The sequence below is a fragment of the Brevibacillus sp. YAE8 genome (genome assembly GCF_057543335.1).
Window position 1 is genome coordinate 182,286 of sequence record NZ_BAAIYG010000005.1, and the last position, 17,391, is coordinate 199,676.

The 17,391-nt window shown below is 55.0% G+C and carries 14 protein-coding genes; all 14 read right to left on the reverse strand.

The annotated features are described in order from the left end of the window. Positions 1-6: 6 nt before the first annotated feature. The gene (locus tag AC27IT_RS10465) at positions 7-804 is read right to left on the reverse strand and encodes a cell division protein FtsQ/DivIB (protein ID WP_005832973.1); all 798 of its coding nucleotides are present in this window, start codon (positions 802-804) and stop codon (positions 7-9) included. Positions 805-948: 144 nt separating this feature from the next. Next, positions 949-2,205 carry a UDP-N-acetylglucosamine 1-carboxyvinyltransferase gene (gene murA / locus AC27IT_RS10470; RefSeq protein ID WP_025845050.1) on the reverse strand — a complete coding sequence of 419 codons (1,257 nt, stop codon included), beginning with the start codon at positions 2,203-2,205 and terminating at the stop codon, positions 949-951. A gap of 15 nt (positions 2,206-2,220) precedes the next feature. Further along, positions 2,221-3,126, reverse strand: a complete 906-nt coding sequence (murB, locus tag AC27IT_RS10475; RefSeq protein ID WP_025845053.1) for a UDP-N-acetylmuramate dehydrogenase — start codon at positions 3,124-3,126, stop codon at positions 2,221-2,223. Positions 3,127-3,231: 105 nt separating this feature from the next. Next, positions 3,232-4,335 carry an undecaprenyldiphospho-muramoylpentapeptide beta-N-acetylglucosaminyltransferase gene (gene murG / locus AC27IT_RS10480; RefSeq protein WP_327944854.1) on the reverse strand — a complete coding sequence of 368 codons (1,104 nt, stop codon included), beginning with the start codon at positions 4,333-4,335 and terminating at the stop codon, positions 3,232-3,234. 54 nt (positions 4,336-4,389) lie between these two features. Next, a complete protein-coding gene (spoVE, locus tag AC27IT_RS10485) occupies positions 4,390-5,487 on the reverse strand; it encodes a stage V sporulation protein E (protein WP_283857951.1) in 1,098 nt (365 codons plus the stop codon). A 66-nt stretch (positions 5,488-5,553) separates the two neighbouring features. Continuing rightward, entirely contained in the window at positions 5,554-6,918 is a 1,365-nt protein-coding gene (gene murD, locus AC27IT_RS10490) for a UDP-N-acetylmuramoyl-L-alanine--D-glutamate ligase (RefSeq protein ID WP_025845059.1), read from the reverse strand. Next, on the reverse strand, positions 6,915-7,886 hold the full coding sequence (gene mraY / locus AC27IT_RS10495; protein WP_005832983.1) for a phospho-N-acetylmuramoyl-pentapeptide-transferase: 972 nt from the start codon (positions 7,884-7,886) through the stop codon (positions 6,915-6,917). The genes murD and mraY overlap by 4 nt, the downstream gene beginning before the upstream one ends. A 44-nt stretch (positions 7,887-7,930) precedes the next feature. After that, positions 7,931-9,409 (reverse strand): UDP-N-acetylmuramoyl-L-alanyl-D-glutamate--2,6-diaminopimelate ligase, encoded by a 1,479-nt coding sequence (locus AC27IT_RS10500; protein ID WP_487091777.1) that lies wholly within the window; start codon positions 9,407-9,409, stop codon positions 7,931-7,933. Between the two features lie 145 nt (positions 9,410-9,554). Further along, a complete protein-coding gene (locus AC27IT_RS10505) occupies positions 9,555-11,483 on the reverse strand; it encodes a stage V sporulation protein D (protein WP_007784200.1) in 1,929 nt (642 codons plus the stop codon). Between the two features lie 66 nt (positions 11,484-11,549). Further along, positions 11,550-14,003, reverse strand: coding sequence for a penicillin-binding protein (locus AC27IT_RS10510; RefSeq protein WP_487091778.1), 2,454 nt, complete (start codon positions 14,001-14,003; stop codon positions 11,550-11,552). Positions 14,004-14,106: 103 nt separating this feature from the next. Continuing rightward, a complete protein-coding gene (gene ftsL, locus AC27IT_RS10515) occupies positions 14,107-14,520 on the reverse strand; it encodes a cell division protein FtsL (protein WP_005832993.1) in 414 nt (137 codons plus the stop codon). Positions 14,521-14,557: 37 nt separating this feature from the next. After that, positions 14,558-15,502, reverse strand: a complete 945-nt coding sequence (gene rsmH, locus AC27IT_RS10520; RefSeq protein ID WP_487091779.1) for a 16S rRNA (cytosine(1402)-N(4))-methyltransferase RsmH — start codon at positions 15,500-15,502, stop codon at positions 14,558-14,560. A gap of 17 nt (positions 15,503-15,519) precedes the next feature. Continuing rightward, a complete protein-coding gene (gene mraZ / locus AC27IT_RS10525; protein WP_025845067.1) occupies positions 15,520-15,951 on the reverse strand; it encodes a division/cell wall cluster transcriptional repressor MraZ in 432 nt (143 codons plus the stop codon). 151 nt (positions 15,952-16,102) lie between these two features. Further along, positions 16,103-17,362 carry an adenosylhomocysteinase gene (locus tag AC27IT_RS10530; protein ID WP_005832998.1) on the reverse strand — a complete coding sequence of 420 codons (1,260 nt, stop codon included), beginning with the start codon at positions 17,360-17,362 and terminating at the stop codon, positions 16,103-16,105. Between the last annotated feature and the right edge of the window lie 29 nt (positions 17,363-17,391).

The following is a 17,391-nucleotide window of genomic DNA, read 5'->3' on the forward strand; positions in this document are numbered from 1 at the left end:
TTTCCTTTACTGCGGCTTTTCTGTTTGCTGCTGGTTGTCCGTAAGCGGCACGCCATCGCTTCCCGCCGCGCCGTATGGAACAAACCACGGCTGCTCAAACATGGAGAGCACCCCTTTGGTACCTGCGGGCAGCTCAGCCACGATTGCCGGATACCAGTTCAACATTTTGTCGAGCTTGTAGACCACACTGCGCACTTCGTTTCCGTCGCGCATGTACAAGGTCACCCGCTGCTTATCGTACACCGTTGGCGTCAGAGTTATGTCCGAAATCTCTGCGAGCACGTTCGGCGTCAGTCTGGATAACGCTTTGGCGAGGTTCGGGAGGAGCTCAGGCGCTGTCCAGGAGCTGATTAACGGCCTGTCCACCACGCGATCGGCAAAATTCACCTGCTTCAATACTTTCCCGTTTTCGAGCAGCGGATAGCGGCTGCCGTCCTGGCCGTTCCAGAAAGCGACCCGCTTCAGCTCTGTCACGTGCAGGCGGATGACTCCCGGGAACGAGCGGCTGACCGTTACGCTTTTGATGCCTTCCAGCGGCTGCAGGTTGCTCTGCACGCTGCTCTCCCATACGTTGAGAAATTGCATGTCGCGCGCGAGGCCAGACTGCTGGACAATTTGCTCCGCTGGGTAAATGTCATTGCCGATCACTTGAATTTCCTGCACTTTGCTGTATGGTGATCGAATAAAAACGATGATAAGTACGGTAAGAAAAAACAGCACCAAGAGAAAAACTAGCTTGCGGTTTCCTTTTCTTCTGGGGCGTTGCTGCTTGACTTGCGGAATGCGTTCTTCAAATACCGCCATGGCCGAATCCTTCCTCATGCATTCTAGGCTCATCGCCCGCAAGATTACTCAAAACAAAAGAAAATAAAAGGTTTTTTTCCAAATAATTGCAACTTTACAAAACAGGGAAAGCGGCATAGCACTATGCCGCTTGTCTTCCCTCGATCATATCGACACCCTCGTAATATCGGCTCCCAGCCTGCGCAATTGCTCTTCCAGCCGATCGTACCCGCGATCGATATGATGGATCTGGTTCACCGTGGTAATGCCTTCTGCAGCAAGCCCTGCCAAGACCAAAGCAGCTCCTGCTCGCAGATCCGTCGCTTCCACACTCGTGGCGGTCAGCTTCCCTACGCCGCGAATGATGGCAGAGCCGAGATCTACGTATATAGAGGCGCCCATTCGCGCCAATTCATTCACATGTTTGAATCTTCCTTCGAAAATCGTTTCCTTGATGACGCTGGTTCCCCTCGCCTGTGACAGAAACACCATCAACTGCGCCTGCAGGTCTGTCGGAAACCCTGGGTATGGCGAGGTGATGATCCGGTCGTAGGCACGCGGACGGGAGTTGCTTTTGATTTCCATTATATCATGGCGGGTTTTGATTTCAACACCGCAGCTACGGGCAACCTCAATCAATGCTGTGAGCTGCTCAGGCAGCGTGTTCGTCAGTTCGACATGGCCCTGGGCAATTCCGACCGCCAGCACGTACGTACCCGTGACAATTCTGTCGGGGATGATCCGGTAGCTGACGGAACGAAGCCGCGGCACGCCGCTGATCTCGATCGTATCGGTGCCTGCGCCCCTGATCCGCGCGCCCATGGCGTTCAGAAAGTTTTGCAGGTCGATAATCTCCGGCTCCCGGGCCGCATTGCAGATGCGTGTCGTCCCTTTTGCCAAGACCGCCGCCATCATGATATTTTCCGTCGCACCCACGCTGGGGAAGGAAAGAAAGATATTGGTCCCGCGCAATTGCTTTGCCCGAAATGTAATGTAGCCTTCGGATTCTTCTATTTTAGCCCCGAGTGCCGTAAGACCGGACAAATGCAGGTCAATTCGGCGTTCACCAATGTCGCAGCCGCCGGGACGCGATATGGTGACTTCACCCAACCTGGCCAGAAGCGGCCCGGCGAGAAAAATAGAAGATCGCATCTGGCTCATTAAATCATCTGGTACATGCGGGACGGAGACAGACGTTGTATCCAGATCGACGCAACCGTCCACATGCTTCGTGTTGGCCCCCAGCGCCGTCAATATTTCCAACATGACCTTGATATCTTTCAAGTGGGGGACATCGTAGATATAGAATTGCCCTTCCGCAAGCACAGCAGCGGCAAGGATAGGAAGAGCAGCGTTCTTAGCTCCTTGGATCCGAAGCGAACCGGACAGAGGTCTTCCGCCTTCGATCGCAAAAGTCTCCAAACTTTCACCTCCGTGTTACCCCTCGCCCACCACCAGAACTTCCGGATGCAGATCAATTCCGTATGTCGCAAGAATTGTGCTCCGTACATGCTCGATTAAGGTGAGGACGTCGGTAGCCGTGGCTCCTCCGCAATTCACGATGAAATTGGAGTGTTTTTCCGAAACCTGAGCTCCGCCGATTCGATAGCCTTTCAGCCCTGCTGCCTCGATCAGACGTCCTGCGTGGTCGTTCGGCGGATTGCGGAACACACTGCCGGCGCACGGCATCTGCAACGGCTGTGTCTGGCGTCGCCGCTCCTTGTTGGCAGAAAGCGTAGCGGAAATTTGCTTGCGATCACCAGGGCGCAGCTTGAAACGGGCCTCCAGCACGATCCCTTTTTCTCTCTGCAAGAGTGAAGTCCGATAGCTAAAGCTCAGTTCCTCGTTACTCAACACCTTACATTCGCCGTTTGCAAAAAGGATTTCGGCTTCAATAAGAATACGTGAAAGATCAGATCCGTGTGCCCCTGCATTCATATAGACGGCTCCGCCTACCGTACCAGGAATCCCTCCTGCGAATTCCATCCCTGTCAATCCCATCTTGCCTGTCTCCACCGCCAGGCGGATCATGGAATATCCGGCACCCACACACACCTCTTCACCCCTGAACTCGCAGTGGCTCAAGCCCTCAGCCACTTTGAGCACGGCTCCGCGAATCCCTCCGTCCCTCACCAGAAGGTTGGAGCCGCGCCCGATAACACTCCAAGGAATTTCATGACGATGGATGATTTGCAAGGCTTTTAGCAAGGATTCTTTGTCCTTGGGCTGGATCAACAAATCAGCAGGACCCCCGATCCGCCAAGTCGTATGATTGGCGAGAGGTTCATTGGTCCACACTTTTTCGATTCCTGCTTGCTTCAACTCATCTGCGATTTTTTTCATTTGTGAACCTCCTGATACGTTTGCTAGGTCGGACCTTTAAGTCTTCTCACGTGTTTGCTCCATACTATGCCATCGCCCAGAGCGGCGTGACAATCGCCCATCCGATCATTTTTTTCCGGAGACTTCCTGCAGCGTGCGCACGATCTCGGTCGCTGCCTGCGGCATGCCGAGCGACAGGGCGCTTTCCTTCATCTGCGCCCACCGCTCACGGCTTTGCAAAAGGCTCTCTACCTCGCCCAGCAGGCGCTCGCCGGTCAGTTCCTTTTCGACAATGACCCGCGCTGCCCCTGCCCGTTCCAGGCCGCGCGCATTTTTCTCCTGATGGTTGTTGGTCACGTACGGAGAAGGGATGAGGATCGACGGCACGCCGAGCGCCGTCACTTCGGCCAGCGTGGACGCGCCGGCACGTCCAACCAAAATATGCGTCGCCGCCAAAACGTCCGGCATGTTATGGACGAAAGGAAGCACGGAAAGGTTTTCGGGAAGCTTCCCTTTTGCGGCAAGTTGTTTGGAGATGTTCTCGAAATGAACGTCACCCGTTACATATACAAAATGAGTATCGGCATATTGGCCCAGTTGTGTGACGACAGCTAGCACCGCTTCATTGATCGCTCGTGCGCCGCGACTGCCGCCAAAGATCAGGACGATTCGCTTGCCGGAGCCTACCCCGAGAAAGCTTCTTCCCGCCTGCGCGTTGCCGTGCATCACTTCTGTCGCGCGCGGGTTGCCGGTAAAGACTGTTTTGCCCTTGGGAAAATAGGCGAGCGACTCCGCAAACGACACCGCCACCCGCGTAGCCGACTGCGACAAAAACTTGTTGGTCAAGCCCGGGACGACGTTTTGCTCGTGAATCAGCGTCGGAATGCCCAGACGGGACGCCGCGTACACGACCGGGCCGCACACGTAGCCGCCAGTGCCGACGACGACATCCGGCCGGAAGTCGCGCAGCATTTTTTTCGCCTCGGACACCGCGCGAACGAATTTCCACAAAGTCTTGATGTTGTCCAGCGACAGCTTTCGCTTCAAGCCGCTGATCTCGACAGACTGGAACGGAATTTCCGTGCGCGGTACAAGCTGCGCCTCCAGCCCTTTTTTACTGCCGATATACAAAAAGGCAGCCTGCGGTGTTTGGCGAGAAACTTCTCTCGCCACCGCAAGCGCCGGATAAATATGTCCACCTGTGCCACCGCCTGTTAGGACGACGCGCATACAATCACACCCTTATTTTTATGCAGGGAAAAAAACTGGCTTCCTGCTGAAAATTCATGATCGGGAAAAGCGGGAAATGTTCAAGAGAACGCCGACCCCTGTAAGCATCAAGGTCAGGGATGATCCTCCGTAGCTTAGAAACGGCAGCGTAATCCCGGTAACCGGGAACATGCCCGTGACGACGCCGATGTTGATGACGACCTGAATAGCGATCATGCCGATGATCCCGAGCGCAAGGAGGCTTCCGAACAGGTCTGGCGCCGTAATCGCGGTGCGCATCCCTCTCCACAACAGCAGCAGGAACAAAAGCAGGATGAGCGTGCCGCCGATGAACCCCAACTCCTCCGCTACGATGGAAAAAATGAAGTCGTTGTACGGCTCCGGCAAGTACAGATGCTTCTGCCTGCTTTGTCCCAAACCGAGGCCGAGCAAGCCGCCTGGGCCAATCGCATACAGCGACTGGATGATTTGGTACCCGGTATTGAGCGGATCAGACCATGGATCGAGAAAAGACGTAATCCGCTTGATGCGGTAAGGGGCCGACAACACCAGCCCGATAAAGCCGACGACGCCAATCATCCCCAGACCGACGAAGTGGCTGATTCGCCCTCCCGAGGCAAAAATCATCACAACCGCCGTTCCCATCAGGACGGTGCCGGTTCCCAGGTCCGGCTGGAGCATGATGAGCCCGAAGCAGACCATCGGGATCGCCAGGGCAGGCATCAGCCCTTTTCGGAACAGGACGATCTGTTTTTGGTTGTCCGACAGCCAGCGCGCCAAAAACGCGACGACGCCGAGCTTGGCAAATTCGCCAGGCTGAATCCCGAAAGCCCCGAAGCCAAGCCAGCTTTTGGAGCCGTTCACTTCGATCCCGATCACGAGAACCAGTATCAACAAGCCGATACTCATGTAAAAGCCCGGCTTGGCCCATTGTTTCCACACCCAGTAGTCAATGTTCATCGTAATGTACATGGAGGTAATGCCGAGCAAAGCAAAAATGAGCTGCCGCTTGGCAAAGAAGTACGGGTCGGAAAAAGGCGGCTTCTGGGCGACGATCGCACTGGCGCTGTACACCATCACGATGCCAATTCCCAATAAAAAAAGTGTTGCAAAAATAATTACGAAGTCGGGGGCAGAGCGTACCTTGCTCATAGTGCCAGGTCATCCTTTCTCATGCCGTCCCGTATTGCGCTGTATTCATGAGGCTTTCGTGGGACGTTATGCTAGGCTTGTTTTAAGTCTATGCACGCCGTCCTTAAACATGCTCCCCCTGACCTCAAACGAAGGGAACATATCCCAGCTCGCACACGCCGGGCTGAGCAGTACTACGTCTCCTGATTGCGCCAACCGGGAAGCAGCAAGAACGGCTTTTTCCACAGTATCGACATGGATTCGCTCGTTAATCCCTGCTTCTTCCGCACGCGCAAGCAAAATCGGCGCTGTCTGCCCGAGCGCGACGACCGCTTTGACCCGTCCTTTCATGACAGGCAAAAGCTCCCGAAAATCGACGCCCCGGTCAAGGCCGCCGCAAATCCAGACAACAGGCTCCTGGCACGCCTGCAGCGCGCGGGAAGCCGCTTCCGGATTGGTCGCTTTGGAGTCGTTGTAATATTTGACCCCGGCAATAGAATCGACGTATTCCATGCGATGCTCCACGCCAGGAAAAGTAGACAGCACCTGCACGATCGCGCTTGTATTGGCACCAGCCAGCTTGGCGACGAGAATCGCAGCCAGGGCGTTGTCCAAATGCGGAACAGTCATATCCGCTACCGCGATGATGTCCTCCGACTGGCCCTGTCCATCTGTAAACCGGATCACGCCATCCTGGACAAAAGCGCCTCTCGGAACTTGCTGCGTCTTGCTGAAGTAGTAGACACGGGCAGGCAGTTCGCCGCATTTGGCGAGAATCTCCGGCTGGTCAAACGGCAGGATCGCGATATCATCTGCTGTTTGGTTGGCGAACATTTTCAGCTTCGCGTCCAGATACGCCTCCATCGTATGGTGGTAGTCGAGATGAGCAGGATACAGATTGAGCAAAACACCGATGTGCGGACGAAACTCCCTCGTCCCCATGAGCTGGAAGCTGCTCAGTTCGGCCACGAGCCACTGGTCCGGGCCCGCTTCTTCGGCGAGGCCGCACAAAACCGTGCCGATGTTGCCGCCAACGAGCACATCCAGGCCCGCTTCCTTGAGGATTTGTCCGACGAGCGTCGTCGTGGTTGTCTTTCCGTTGGAGCCTGTAATGCCGATGATCGGTGCCTTGGCAATCTGGGAGGCTAGCTCCACCTCCGTCACGACAGGAATTTCCAGTGCGAGCGCCTGCTGCACAGGCGGCGCTTCGTACGGAATCCCCGGATTTTTAACGACGAGCGCCACGCCCGGATGAATCAAATCATCCGGATGGTGGCCGCAAATGACGGTGATCCCGAGCGCCTCCAGTTCCTCGATGCCACCTGCTTCTTCGCGCGGCTTTTTATCGTTGACCACGACATGAGCGCCAAAGCGGTGCAGCAGTTTTGCCACTGCCACACCGCTTTTCGCCATTCCTAAAACGACTACGTGCTGGTTTTGATAACGAATCATCTGATTGTCACCACCTCAAGATATACGCCCAATCCGGCAAAAAACATCCCGACCAGCCAGAAGGTGACGACGACGCGCCACTCGGACCAGCCTGTCAATTCAAAATGATGATGGAGCGGACTCATGCGGAAAATCCGTTTGCCGCGCGTTTTGAAAGAAACGACCTGCAAAATGACGGACAGTGTCTCCACGACGAACACGCCGCCGATAATCGCCAAAAGCAGCTCGGTTTTCGTCATGATCGCAATTCCCGCAAGCGCTCCCCCCAAACCGAGCGAGCCTGTGTCTCCCATGAACACGCGGGCCGGATGCGCGTTGAAGACGAGGAAGCCAAGAACGGCCCCGACGACGGCGGCGCTGAAAATCGCCGTGTCGTAGTCCTGCCCGAACCAGGCAATGATCGCGTACGCGCCAAAGGCGATGGCTCCTGTCCCTGCCAAAAGTCCGTCCAGGCCGTCTGTAATGTTCACGGCGTTGGTCGTGCCGACGAGCAAAAAAAGCAGGAACGGGAAGTAGAAATAGCCGAGCTCCAGCTTCCACGGCGTTCCGGGCAGATGCAGCGACGTGTCGTGCCCCATCATGAGCAGCAAAACATACGCGCCGATTGCCAGCAAAATCTGACCGGCAAACTTCTCTTTGGCGGTCAAACCGAGGTTGCGTTTTTTTCTGATTTTGATAAAGTCGTCCAAAAACCCGATCAGACCGTAGCCGAGTGTCACCAGTAACAAGAAGTAAATTTCCATGTTGGCATTGGCAAACTTCAACACGGTAAAGATAAGTGCCAAAAGAATGATGGTACCCCCCATGGTAGGGGTCCCAGCCTTCTTGTAGTGCGATTGCGGTCCTTCCTCGCGAATGGCCTGCCCGAATTTCAGGCGGCGAAGGAAGGGAATAAACAGTGGGCCAATCAGTACGGCAATGAGAAACGCGGCGACGATCGTGACGATTAGGACGTTGTCAGCGAACATGCCCGAGCCTCCTTTCTTTCGATGCCAATGTGTCGCATCTGTCTCTATTCTTGGTTGTACCGGGCAATCGCTTCCCGTGCTACTTCACGGTCGTCGAAGGGCAGTACTTGATCTTTAATAATCTGGTACGTCTCATGACCTTTTCCGGCGATCAAAATGACGTCGTCAGCCTTTGCCAGCGAGATGGCATGATGAATCGCTTCGCGGCGGTCTGTCACCGCTGTGTAACGGGAAGCGTCCACGTCGCGCACGCCAGCCAGCATGTCGTCGATAATCGCTTGCGGCTCCTCGGAGCGAGGGTTATCTGATGTTAAGACGGTCATATCCGCATACTTCGTTGCGATCTTCGCCATAATCGGGCGCTTCGTGCGATCGCGATCTCCGCCGCAGCCGACGATGCAAAATACGTTGCCTTTGGCAAACTCTTTGACCGTCACCAAGGCGTTCTCCAGGCTGTCCGGCGTATGGGAGTAGTCGACCAGAACGGCGAACGGCTGTCCGGCATCGACCGACTCGAATCGCCCGTTCACACCGAGGACCGCCTCCAGGCTGGCCTTGATGTCTTCGAGGCTCACGCCTTCTGCCAGTGTAACCGCGATAGCGGCCAATGCGTTGTACACATTGAATTTGCCCATCAGCTTCAGGTTGAAGCGAATGGTGCCTGCAAAGGTTTCCGCTGTAAACGACGTTCCCTTGCTCGTGATTTCGATGTCCTTCGCGCGCACGTCCGCCGGCTGGTCGATCCCGTACGTAAGGACGCGCGCAGGGGTCACCGTCGCATACAGCTTCCACGCCTCGTCGTCTGCGTTCAGCACGGCTGTCTTCAGGCGGTTCGGGTCGTAGTGGTTCCCGAGCTGGGAAAACAGCAGCGACTTGGCATAGCGGTAGTTTTCCATCGTTTTATGGTAGTCGAGATGGTCCTGCGTCAAATTGGTGAAGACTGCGGTATGTATGTCGCAGCCGCGCACGCGTCCCTGCTCCAGCGCGTGGGAGGACACCTCGATAATCGCGTAGTCTGTATGGACATCGCACATGCGACGGAAGCTTCTTTGCAGGTCCACGGCATCGGGCGTCGTGTTTTTCACTTCTTCCGTGACATCCCCGATCCGCATGTGGATCGTGCCGATCAAGCCTGTTTGCTTGCGCTGGTCGCGCAGGATCTTGTCGATCAGATGAGTGGTGGTCGTCTTCCCGTTTGTTCCGGTAACCCCAATCACCTTTAACTCTCTTGTGGGAGATCCGAAAATGCGATCAGCCAGCATAGCCATTGCCCGCCGGGTGTCCGGCACCCTGACAATAGTCGCTGGCACGTCCAGATCTTGTTCGGATAGCACGGCGACGGCGCCATTTTTCACCGCCTGGGCCGCAAACGCATGACCGTCCACGGTGTACCCTGTCAGACACACAAACAAGTAGCCGGGCTTCACCTGGCGCGAGTCTGCTGTCAAACCCGTAATCTCCATACTGTCATCCCCCGAAACCTTCACTGGCAACAAAGGCATGAGCAGATCCCGTAGAAACATGAAACAGGCACCCCATTCTCCAACTAGTATAGACAGAAATTTGCCCTTTTTTACGAAAGGAAACCGATCCATTTCTGTGACGAACAAAGGCAGAGCGACTGTAGACAAGCCTACTTCCCTCCGCCTTCGAAATCTCATTTTATAGCTAATTGGTCAATTTGTCACCAAGATGTATGCGAATTTTTCCGCCCTGGTCAATTTTCACGCCAGGCGCAGGCGACTGCTGAATGACGTAGGTCCCTTTTCCGGAAACGACCAGCGGAAGCGTCTCATACGTCTGCACGACGTCCTTCATCGTCTGCCCGACCATGTTCGGAACCTCGATCGGCTCGCGCTCGCCCAATGCCTTGTTGATCTCCTTGGCGATGCCGTCCTTGCGCTTGGGCACATTCATATACTGCAGGGAAGATTCGATAATGCTCTTGACGCTCGGCGCGGCAATCAGTCCGCCAAAAGCCAGCGCCTTCGGATTATCGACCGCGAAGTAGACGACGATTTGCGGATCGTCCGCAGGGGCGAAGCCGATAAACGACACGATGTACTCCCCGTCCACGTAGCGGCCGTTTCTGACCTTTTGCGCGGTTCCCGTTTTTCCGCCGACCCGGTAGCCTTCAATATAGGCCTTGTTTCCTGTTCCTTGGGCCACGACGCTCTCCAGCGCATACCGCACCTTGGCAGAGGTTTCCGCTGAAATCACCTGGCGCACCTCGGTCGGAAGCGTCCGCGCTACAATATCGTGTGTGACGCTATCCCGCCATTCCTTGGCGACAAACGGCTTCATCAGCTTCCCGCCGTTGATCGCAGCCGAGACTGCGGCCATTTGCTGGATCGGCGTGACCGATACCCCTTGGCCAAACGAAGTCGTGCCAAGCTCGACAGGTCCGACGCGACTGAGATTGAACAACAGCCCGTTCTCTTCCCCGATCAGGTCGATGCCTGTTTTTTGTCCGAAGCCAAATTTTTTGATGTATTCAAACAGCCGCTCTTTTTGCAGGCGCTGCCCCATCGTTACAAAGCCGGGGTTGCACGAGTTTTCCACGACTTCCAGCATCGTCTCCTGTCCGTGCCCTTGCCGCTTCCAGCAGCGCAGCCGCTTGCCTGCCACGGTAATGAAGCCGGGATCGTAGAAGCTTTCCTCCAAAGAGACGACGCCTTCGTTCAAAGCGGCAGCGAGCGTGACGATTTTGAAGGTCGAACCTGGCTCATACGTTTTCCAGATCGGCAAATTGCGGTTGTACACTTCTGTCGGATAGTTTTGATACTCGTCCGGCTGGAAGGTCGGACGGCTGCCCATCCCCAAAATTTCTCCGGTCTTCGGGTTCATCGCGATGGCGAGAACATCGTCCGGCTGATAAGCGACGACGGCCTGGTCCAGCTCCCGCTCGATAAACGACTGGATGGCGCTGTCGATCGTCAAATACATGTCCATCCCGCTCACCGGAGGGACGTAATCTTCGGAGCCTCCGGGCATGACGCGCCCTTTGGCATCGGACGGAAAAGAAATGTGCCCCTCGGTTCCTTTCAGAAACGGGTCGTAAATTTTTTCCAGTCCGGTCAAGCCCTGATTGTCAATTCCGGTAAAGCCGAGAATGTGCGCAGCCATGCTTCCGTTCGGATAAAAGCGTTTGGAGTCTCCGGCCAAATAAATCCCCGGCAGGTTCAACTCCTGAATTTTCCGCGCTTTTTCGATCGGCAGCTTTTTTCCGCCTGGAATCTTGTCGTTGCTCATCTGTTTTTTGGTGATGGCCTGATAAACGTCTTCTTCTTTTTGCTCCAAAATGATCGCGAGCTGCCGGGCCGTCTCCTTCGGGTCCTTGATTTGCGCGGGGACGGCGACTACCGTTGGCACCGTCATGTTTGACACCAACTCGTTGCCGTTCCGATCCAAAATCCGGCCGCGATTCGGCTTGAAGTCGATTTCCCGGTTCAACAGTTGGTCAGCCATCTGGGCAAGCTTCGGTCCTTCGATCAATTGCACATACCCGAGCCGGGTGATGAGCGCCGTGTACAGGACAATGCCGATGACCAGCGATATGAAAATGCGACGGCGTACAGTAGCATTGGATACCCGCAAAGCGAGTCCCCCCTCGGAAATAGGTTGTCTCTTCCTTACCTTATTCCTTGGGGGGACGGGATAGAACTATGGGGTTGCGCTTGTTTGGCTGGCATCTGTGCCGGCAGGAGGGGCTCCCTGGTTCGACTCTGCCCCGCCCTGCTGGCCTGTCGATTGTCCAGCAGGCTGTTCCGTTTGTTCAGCCGGATCGGTCGCTGCACCTGTTCCGGCCGGAGGCGCCGTTCCTGACGGTGGAGCGGTTCCGGATGCCGCCGCTCCGTCCTGAGCTGGAGACGGCGCTGGCGGCTGCGATTCGGACTGCAGCGTGATCTGCAGCTTTTCCTTGCCGTTTAACGCTGTGCCCGGCGCAATGCTCTGCTGTACGACAAAGCCCGTGCCCGTAGCGTGGACATCAATGTCGAGCAGCGAGGCAAATTCCATGACTTCCCTGAGCGACTTCCCTTTGAAGTCAGGCATTTTCGCGCCCGTCAAGCGGTCCGATACCAAAATGATTTGCTTCCCAGGCACTACCTGTTCGTAGGCGGCAGGGTACTGCTCCACGATCTTGGTCCCGGTTCCGAGTACTGTCACGGTCAAATTGTCCTGCTTCGCTCGCAGTTGCGCCGCTGTCGTGGACATGCCCACGAACTTCGGCAGCGTCTGGCTTGCAGCAGACTGAGCCGCTTGCACCTGTTCCTGTGCGGCCGTAGCGGTCGATTTGCCTTTCCCGCTGTCGGCTGCTGCACGAGGCACCTCTGGCTGCTGCTGCAAGTATTGCAGGCTGCGCTCCATGATCGACTTGAACGTCGGCGCGATCATCATTTTGCCCCAGTACGCGTACCATTCTTTCGTATCGGGATCGTCAATTACGACGTAGACGAGCAGGCGCGGATTGTCTTTCGGCGCAAAGCCGATAAACGAAGCGATGTAGTGCCCGTCCATGATCTTGCCTGTGTTCGGATCGTACTTTTGCGCGGTACCGGTTTTCCCGGCGACGTGGTAGCCGTCGATGGCGTACAGCTTCCCTGTTCCGTGCTCGCCGGTCACGACCGTTTCCAAAATGTCGCGGGTCTTCTTCGCCGTCGCCTCCGAGACGACCCTTCTCACGACTTCGCGCTCGCTGCGCTTCACGACCGCTCCTGTATGCGGATCGCGCATTTCCTTGACGATATGCGGCTTCAACAGCTCGCCGCCGTTGGCGATGGCCCCTACTGCCATCACTTGCTGGATCGCCGTAACCGTCACCCCTTGTCCGAAGGTCGTCGCTGCCCAGTCGCGAGGAGACTGCGGTTTTTCCAAGTTAATCAGGGTTCCTTCTTTTTCGTAGGGCAACTCGATTTCAGTCAGGGAGCCCATCCCGAACTTTTTGAAGTACGCCCTGAGCTTCTCCAGCTTCAGACGCTCGTAGCCGAGCTTCGCGAACATCACGTTACTGGAGCGTTGCACCCCTTCCAGAAACGAAATTCTGCCCCAGCCCACCCCGTTGTTATGGTCGCGAATCGGAACTTGTCCCTTGATCGTGTACTTCCCGGAGTCATACGTCTCATTCGGGTTGAACAAGCCTTCCTCAATCGCGGCGGCCAGCGTAATGATCTTGAACGTGGAGCCAGGCTCGAACATGGAGGTGATCGCGTGGTTCGTATAGTTCGAAATCCCGTTATAGTACGTATTGGGATTAAATTGCGAACGATTGCCCATCGCCAAAACTTCGCCCGTCTGCGGATCGGATACGATGACCGTCATCCCTTTTGGCTTGTACTGCCGATCCACCACATCCAGCGCTTGTTCGACGTAATCCTGAATTTGCCTGTCGATGGTCAGATAGACATCGTAGCCGTCTTTTGCCGGGATGTATTCGCCTTCTCCATCCGGTAGCTGGTAGCCAGCTCCGTCTCTTTTATACTGCATCTGCCCTTCTTCTCCGGCCAACTCCTTGTTGAGCTGCAGTTCGATCCCCATCTTCGGCTCATCGTACAGATCGAGATACCCGATCACGTGCGAGGCAAAGCTGTTGTTCGGGTAGACGCGTCTTGTCGTCTCATTCAGAAAAATCCCCGGAAGCTGATTTTCTTCCACCTGCTTACCGCTTGGCAGCTTCGGATATTGCAACTCCAAAATCCGCTTTTTCTGCTCTTCGCTGATTTTCCTTCCGTAGCGGCCCAGCTCCACCACCTTGTTCGGCTTGGTCAGCATCTTCACCAATTCAGGCACCGGAGCGTTGAGAATGGGGGCCAGACTGTTTGCTGTGTAGTAAGGGTCCTTGACGACGTCCTGATCTTTTTCATCCCGCCCTTTCAGCCTGGCGTTCACGGTGTATGCCTTGCCTTGGAAGGCGAGAATTTCGCCGTTTCGGTCTTTGATGGCACCGCGCGTCGGCTGCAGGGTCCGATTCCGGTCCCATTGCTCCTGTGCCTGTCCCATGATTCGAGCTGCGTCTACCGTTTGAATCCAGTAGATCCGAATGCTCAAGCCTGAAAAGATCAAAATCAGGCATAACGCACAAATGAGGATGCGCCAATTCACGAGTCGTTTCGTTTCCATTTCCACTCACTCCATCACGTCAATGATCGCCTGCCTGAATCGGCACGGACAGTCAAGCGTAAGAAAAAAATGTTACCGCACAATTGACGCAGTAACATTGATTTTAAGGCTGGTTTGGCTGTTGTTGTTGAAGCGAACTCGCCTTTACTTTCCCCTGACCAATCGTATGTACGGCATTCGCGTTGTACACCATGCCTTGTCGCTCTGCTTCTCTCTGGATGCGATCGCGATTGCTGAGCTGCTCGATCTGAAGCTTCAGAGTGGCGTTTTTCTCGGCTACCAGACGGTTTTCTTTTTTCGTGCTCTGGATTTCGTAATTCATCTGGGAGATTTGCGAGTACCTGACTCCGACCATCCCCAGGCCGATCACTGTCAACGAGATAAACAAGAGATAGAGCAATTTTTCGCCTGTCGGAATGGTTGGTTTGATTCGGATCGTTCGTTTTGTTGTCTTGGTGACGGAGCGGGACTGCTTCTCCAGCTCCATTGCCAGATTCCCTTGGTAGTAGTAGCTCAACGCTTTCTCACCCCTTTTTCCTCGTTGCTGTCTCCCTCTACACCTTCTCGGCTACCCGCAGCTTCGCAGAACGCGCGCGTGGATTGGCCGCAAGCTCCTCTTCCGACGGCAAAATCGGCTTGCGCGTGATGACTTTGACAATCGCTTCGTTCCCGCACGTGCAGATCGGAAACGACGGCGGGCATGTGCAGCCCTTGGAATAATCTTGATACACCTGCTTGCAAATCCGGTCTTCCAGCGAATGGAACGTGATGACGCTCACGCGGCCACCCGGATTCAAAATATCAATGGCATCGGCGACAGCTTCTTTGAATGCATCCAGTTCATCGTTGACGGCAATGCGGATCGCCTGAAACGTCCGCTTCGCAGGATGTCCTCCTGTGCGCCGCGCTGCTGCCGGGATTCCTTCCTTAATCAGCTCGACCAGCTCGCCTGTTGTACGAATCGGCTGCTTTTTGCGCTGCTGTACAATTTGCCGGGCAATCCGCCGGGAAAATTTCTCTTCTCCGTACAGCCAGATGATCTTGGCAATCTCCTCTTCGTCCCACTCGTTGACGATGTCGTAGGCCGAAAGCGGCGCTTGCTGATCCATTCTCATGTCGAGCGGCGCGTCCGCATTGTAGCTGAAACCGCGTTCGCCTTCGTCGAGCTGCGGGGAAGACACCCCCAGATCAAACAAAACTCCATCTACACCTGTAAGCCCCAAATCTTTGACAATCTCTTTCAGATGGCGAAAATTGCTTTTGACCAGTGTTACCTTGTCCATATAGGGGGCCAGTCTTTCCCGGGCGTTGTCGTGCGCCCAGTCATCCTGATCGATCGCAATCAGGCGGCCGCCCTCGGTCAAACGGGACGCGATCAGGCTGCTATGTCCCGCTCCACCGAGCGTGCAGTCCACATAAGTGCCCCCGGGCCGGATGTTCAGGCCGTCTACAGCTTCGTCCCTCAGTACGGTTACGTGATGAAACGACAATGTCGTCACTCCTGTTCTTCTCGCTGCTACAAATTAAAATCAACCAGTTTCTCAGCAATTTCTCCAAAAGAGCCTTCCGACTGGGCGAAATAATCTTCCCAACGTTCTTTGCTCCACACCTCTACGCGGTTGGATACGCCAATGATGACACATTCCTTTTGCATACCGGCATGCTCGCGCAGATTGGGCGGTATGTTTACCCTTCCCTGCTTGTCCCACTCACATTCGGTTGCGCCGGAAAAGAAAAACCGTGTAAACGCGCGTGCATCCGCTTTTGTAAAGGGAAGAGTCTTCAGTTTTTCCTCAAGCTGCTTCCACTCTTCCATCGGATAGGCGAACAAGCATTGATCGAGTCCGCGGGTAATGACAAAGGAAGCTCCCAGTCCTTCACGGAATTTGGCAGGGATCGTCAGGCGGCCTTTTTCATCGATGCTGTGCTGGTATTCCCCCATGAACACGCCCTAGTCCCCCACTTTCCTGTCCTTCGGCTCCACTTTCCCCCACTTTTCCCCACTTTGTCGCCTACTTGCTATTATAAAAAAAAATCCTGCATTTGTAAGCAGGATTTTTTCGTTGAATTTTTTGCCGGGAAAGGACGGTTTTCGCGAACTATTCGACCCAGCTATCGAGATATGCTTTTTGCTCGTCGGTCAATTTGTCGATGCCGATGTTCAATGCTTCCAATTTGTATTGGGCAACCATTGCATCCAGCTCGTAAGGTACGTTCAGCACTTTTTTGCCGATGTTTTGGTACTGTTCGTTGACATACGCCAGCGAAACAGCTTGCAGGGCAAAGGTCATGTCCATGATCTCTGCCGGGTGGCCGTCGCCTGCTGCCAGGTTTACGAGGCGTCCTTCTGCGAGAAGGTACAGTTTTCGACCGTCTGCCATGACAAATTCTTCAATATCTTTGCGCACGATTCGCTTGGATGTCGACAGGGCGCCAAGCTCCACTTTGTTTACTTCGACATCGAAGTGGCCTGCGTTGGACAGGATCGCGCCGTCTTTCATCACTTCAAAATGCTCTTTGCGGATCACGTCGCGGTTTCCGGTCACGGTCACGAAGTAGTCGCCGTGCTTCGCCGCTTCGCTCATCGGCATTACTTCGAAGCCGTCCATGTACGCTTCTACCGCTTTGATCGCGTCGATTTCGGTCACGATGACTTTCGCGCCAAGACCTTTCGCGCGCATCGCCACACCTTTTCCGCACCAGCCATAGCCGGCTACGACAACGGTTTTCCCTGCTACGACCAGGTTGGTTGTGCGGTTGATGCCATCCCATACGGATTGGCCTGTACCGTAACGGTTGTCAAACAAATATTTGCAGAAAGCGTCGTTCACCGCTACCATCGGGAACTCCAGCTTGCCTTCTTTTTCCAATGCTTTCAAGCGCAGAATCCCTGTTGTCGTTTCCTCTGCGCCACCGCGCACTTGCGACAAGAGATCGCGGCGCTCGCTGTGCAGGATGGTCACCAGGTCGCCACCGTCGTCGATAATCAGGTCAGGGCGCGTCTCCAGCGTTTTAATCAGGTGCTCCTTGTACTCGGCTGGATCTGGATTGTACTTCGCAAAAACGCGGATGCCGTCTTCCACCAGCGCCGCGCAAATGTCGTCCTGAGTGGAGAGCGGGTTGGAGCCTGTAATCGTTACTTCAGCGCCACCGGCTTGCACGACTTTTGCCAGGTACGCGGTTTTTGCTTCCAGGTGCAAGGAGATCGCCACTTTCAGTCCTGCAAATGGCTGCTCTTTTTCAAAGCGCTCGCGGATGCGGTTGAGAACGGGCATGTGCTCTTTTACCCAGTCAATTTTCAAATGGCCGCTGTGTGCAAGCGACATGTCTTTTACAATGCTTTCAGAAACGGTGTTCATGTATGGTTAGACCTCCTTTTATCTCATAA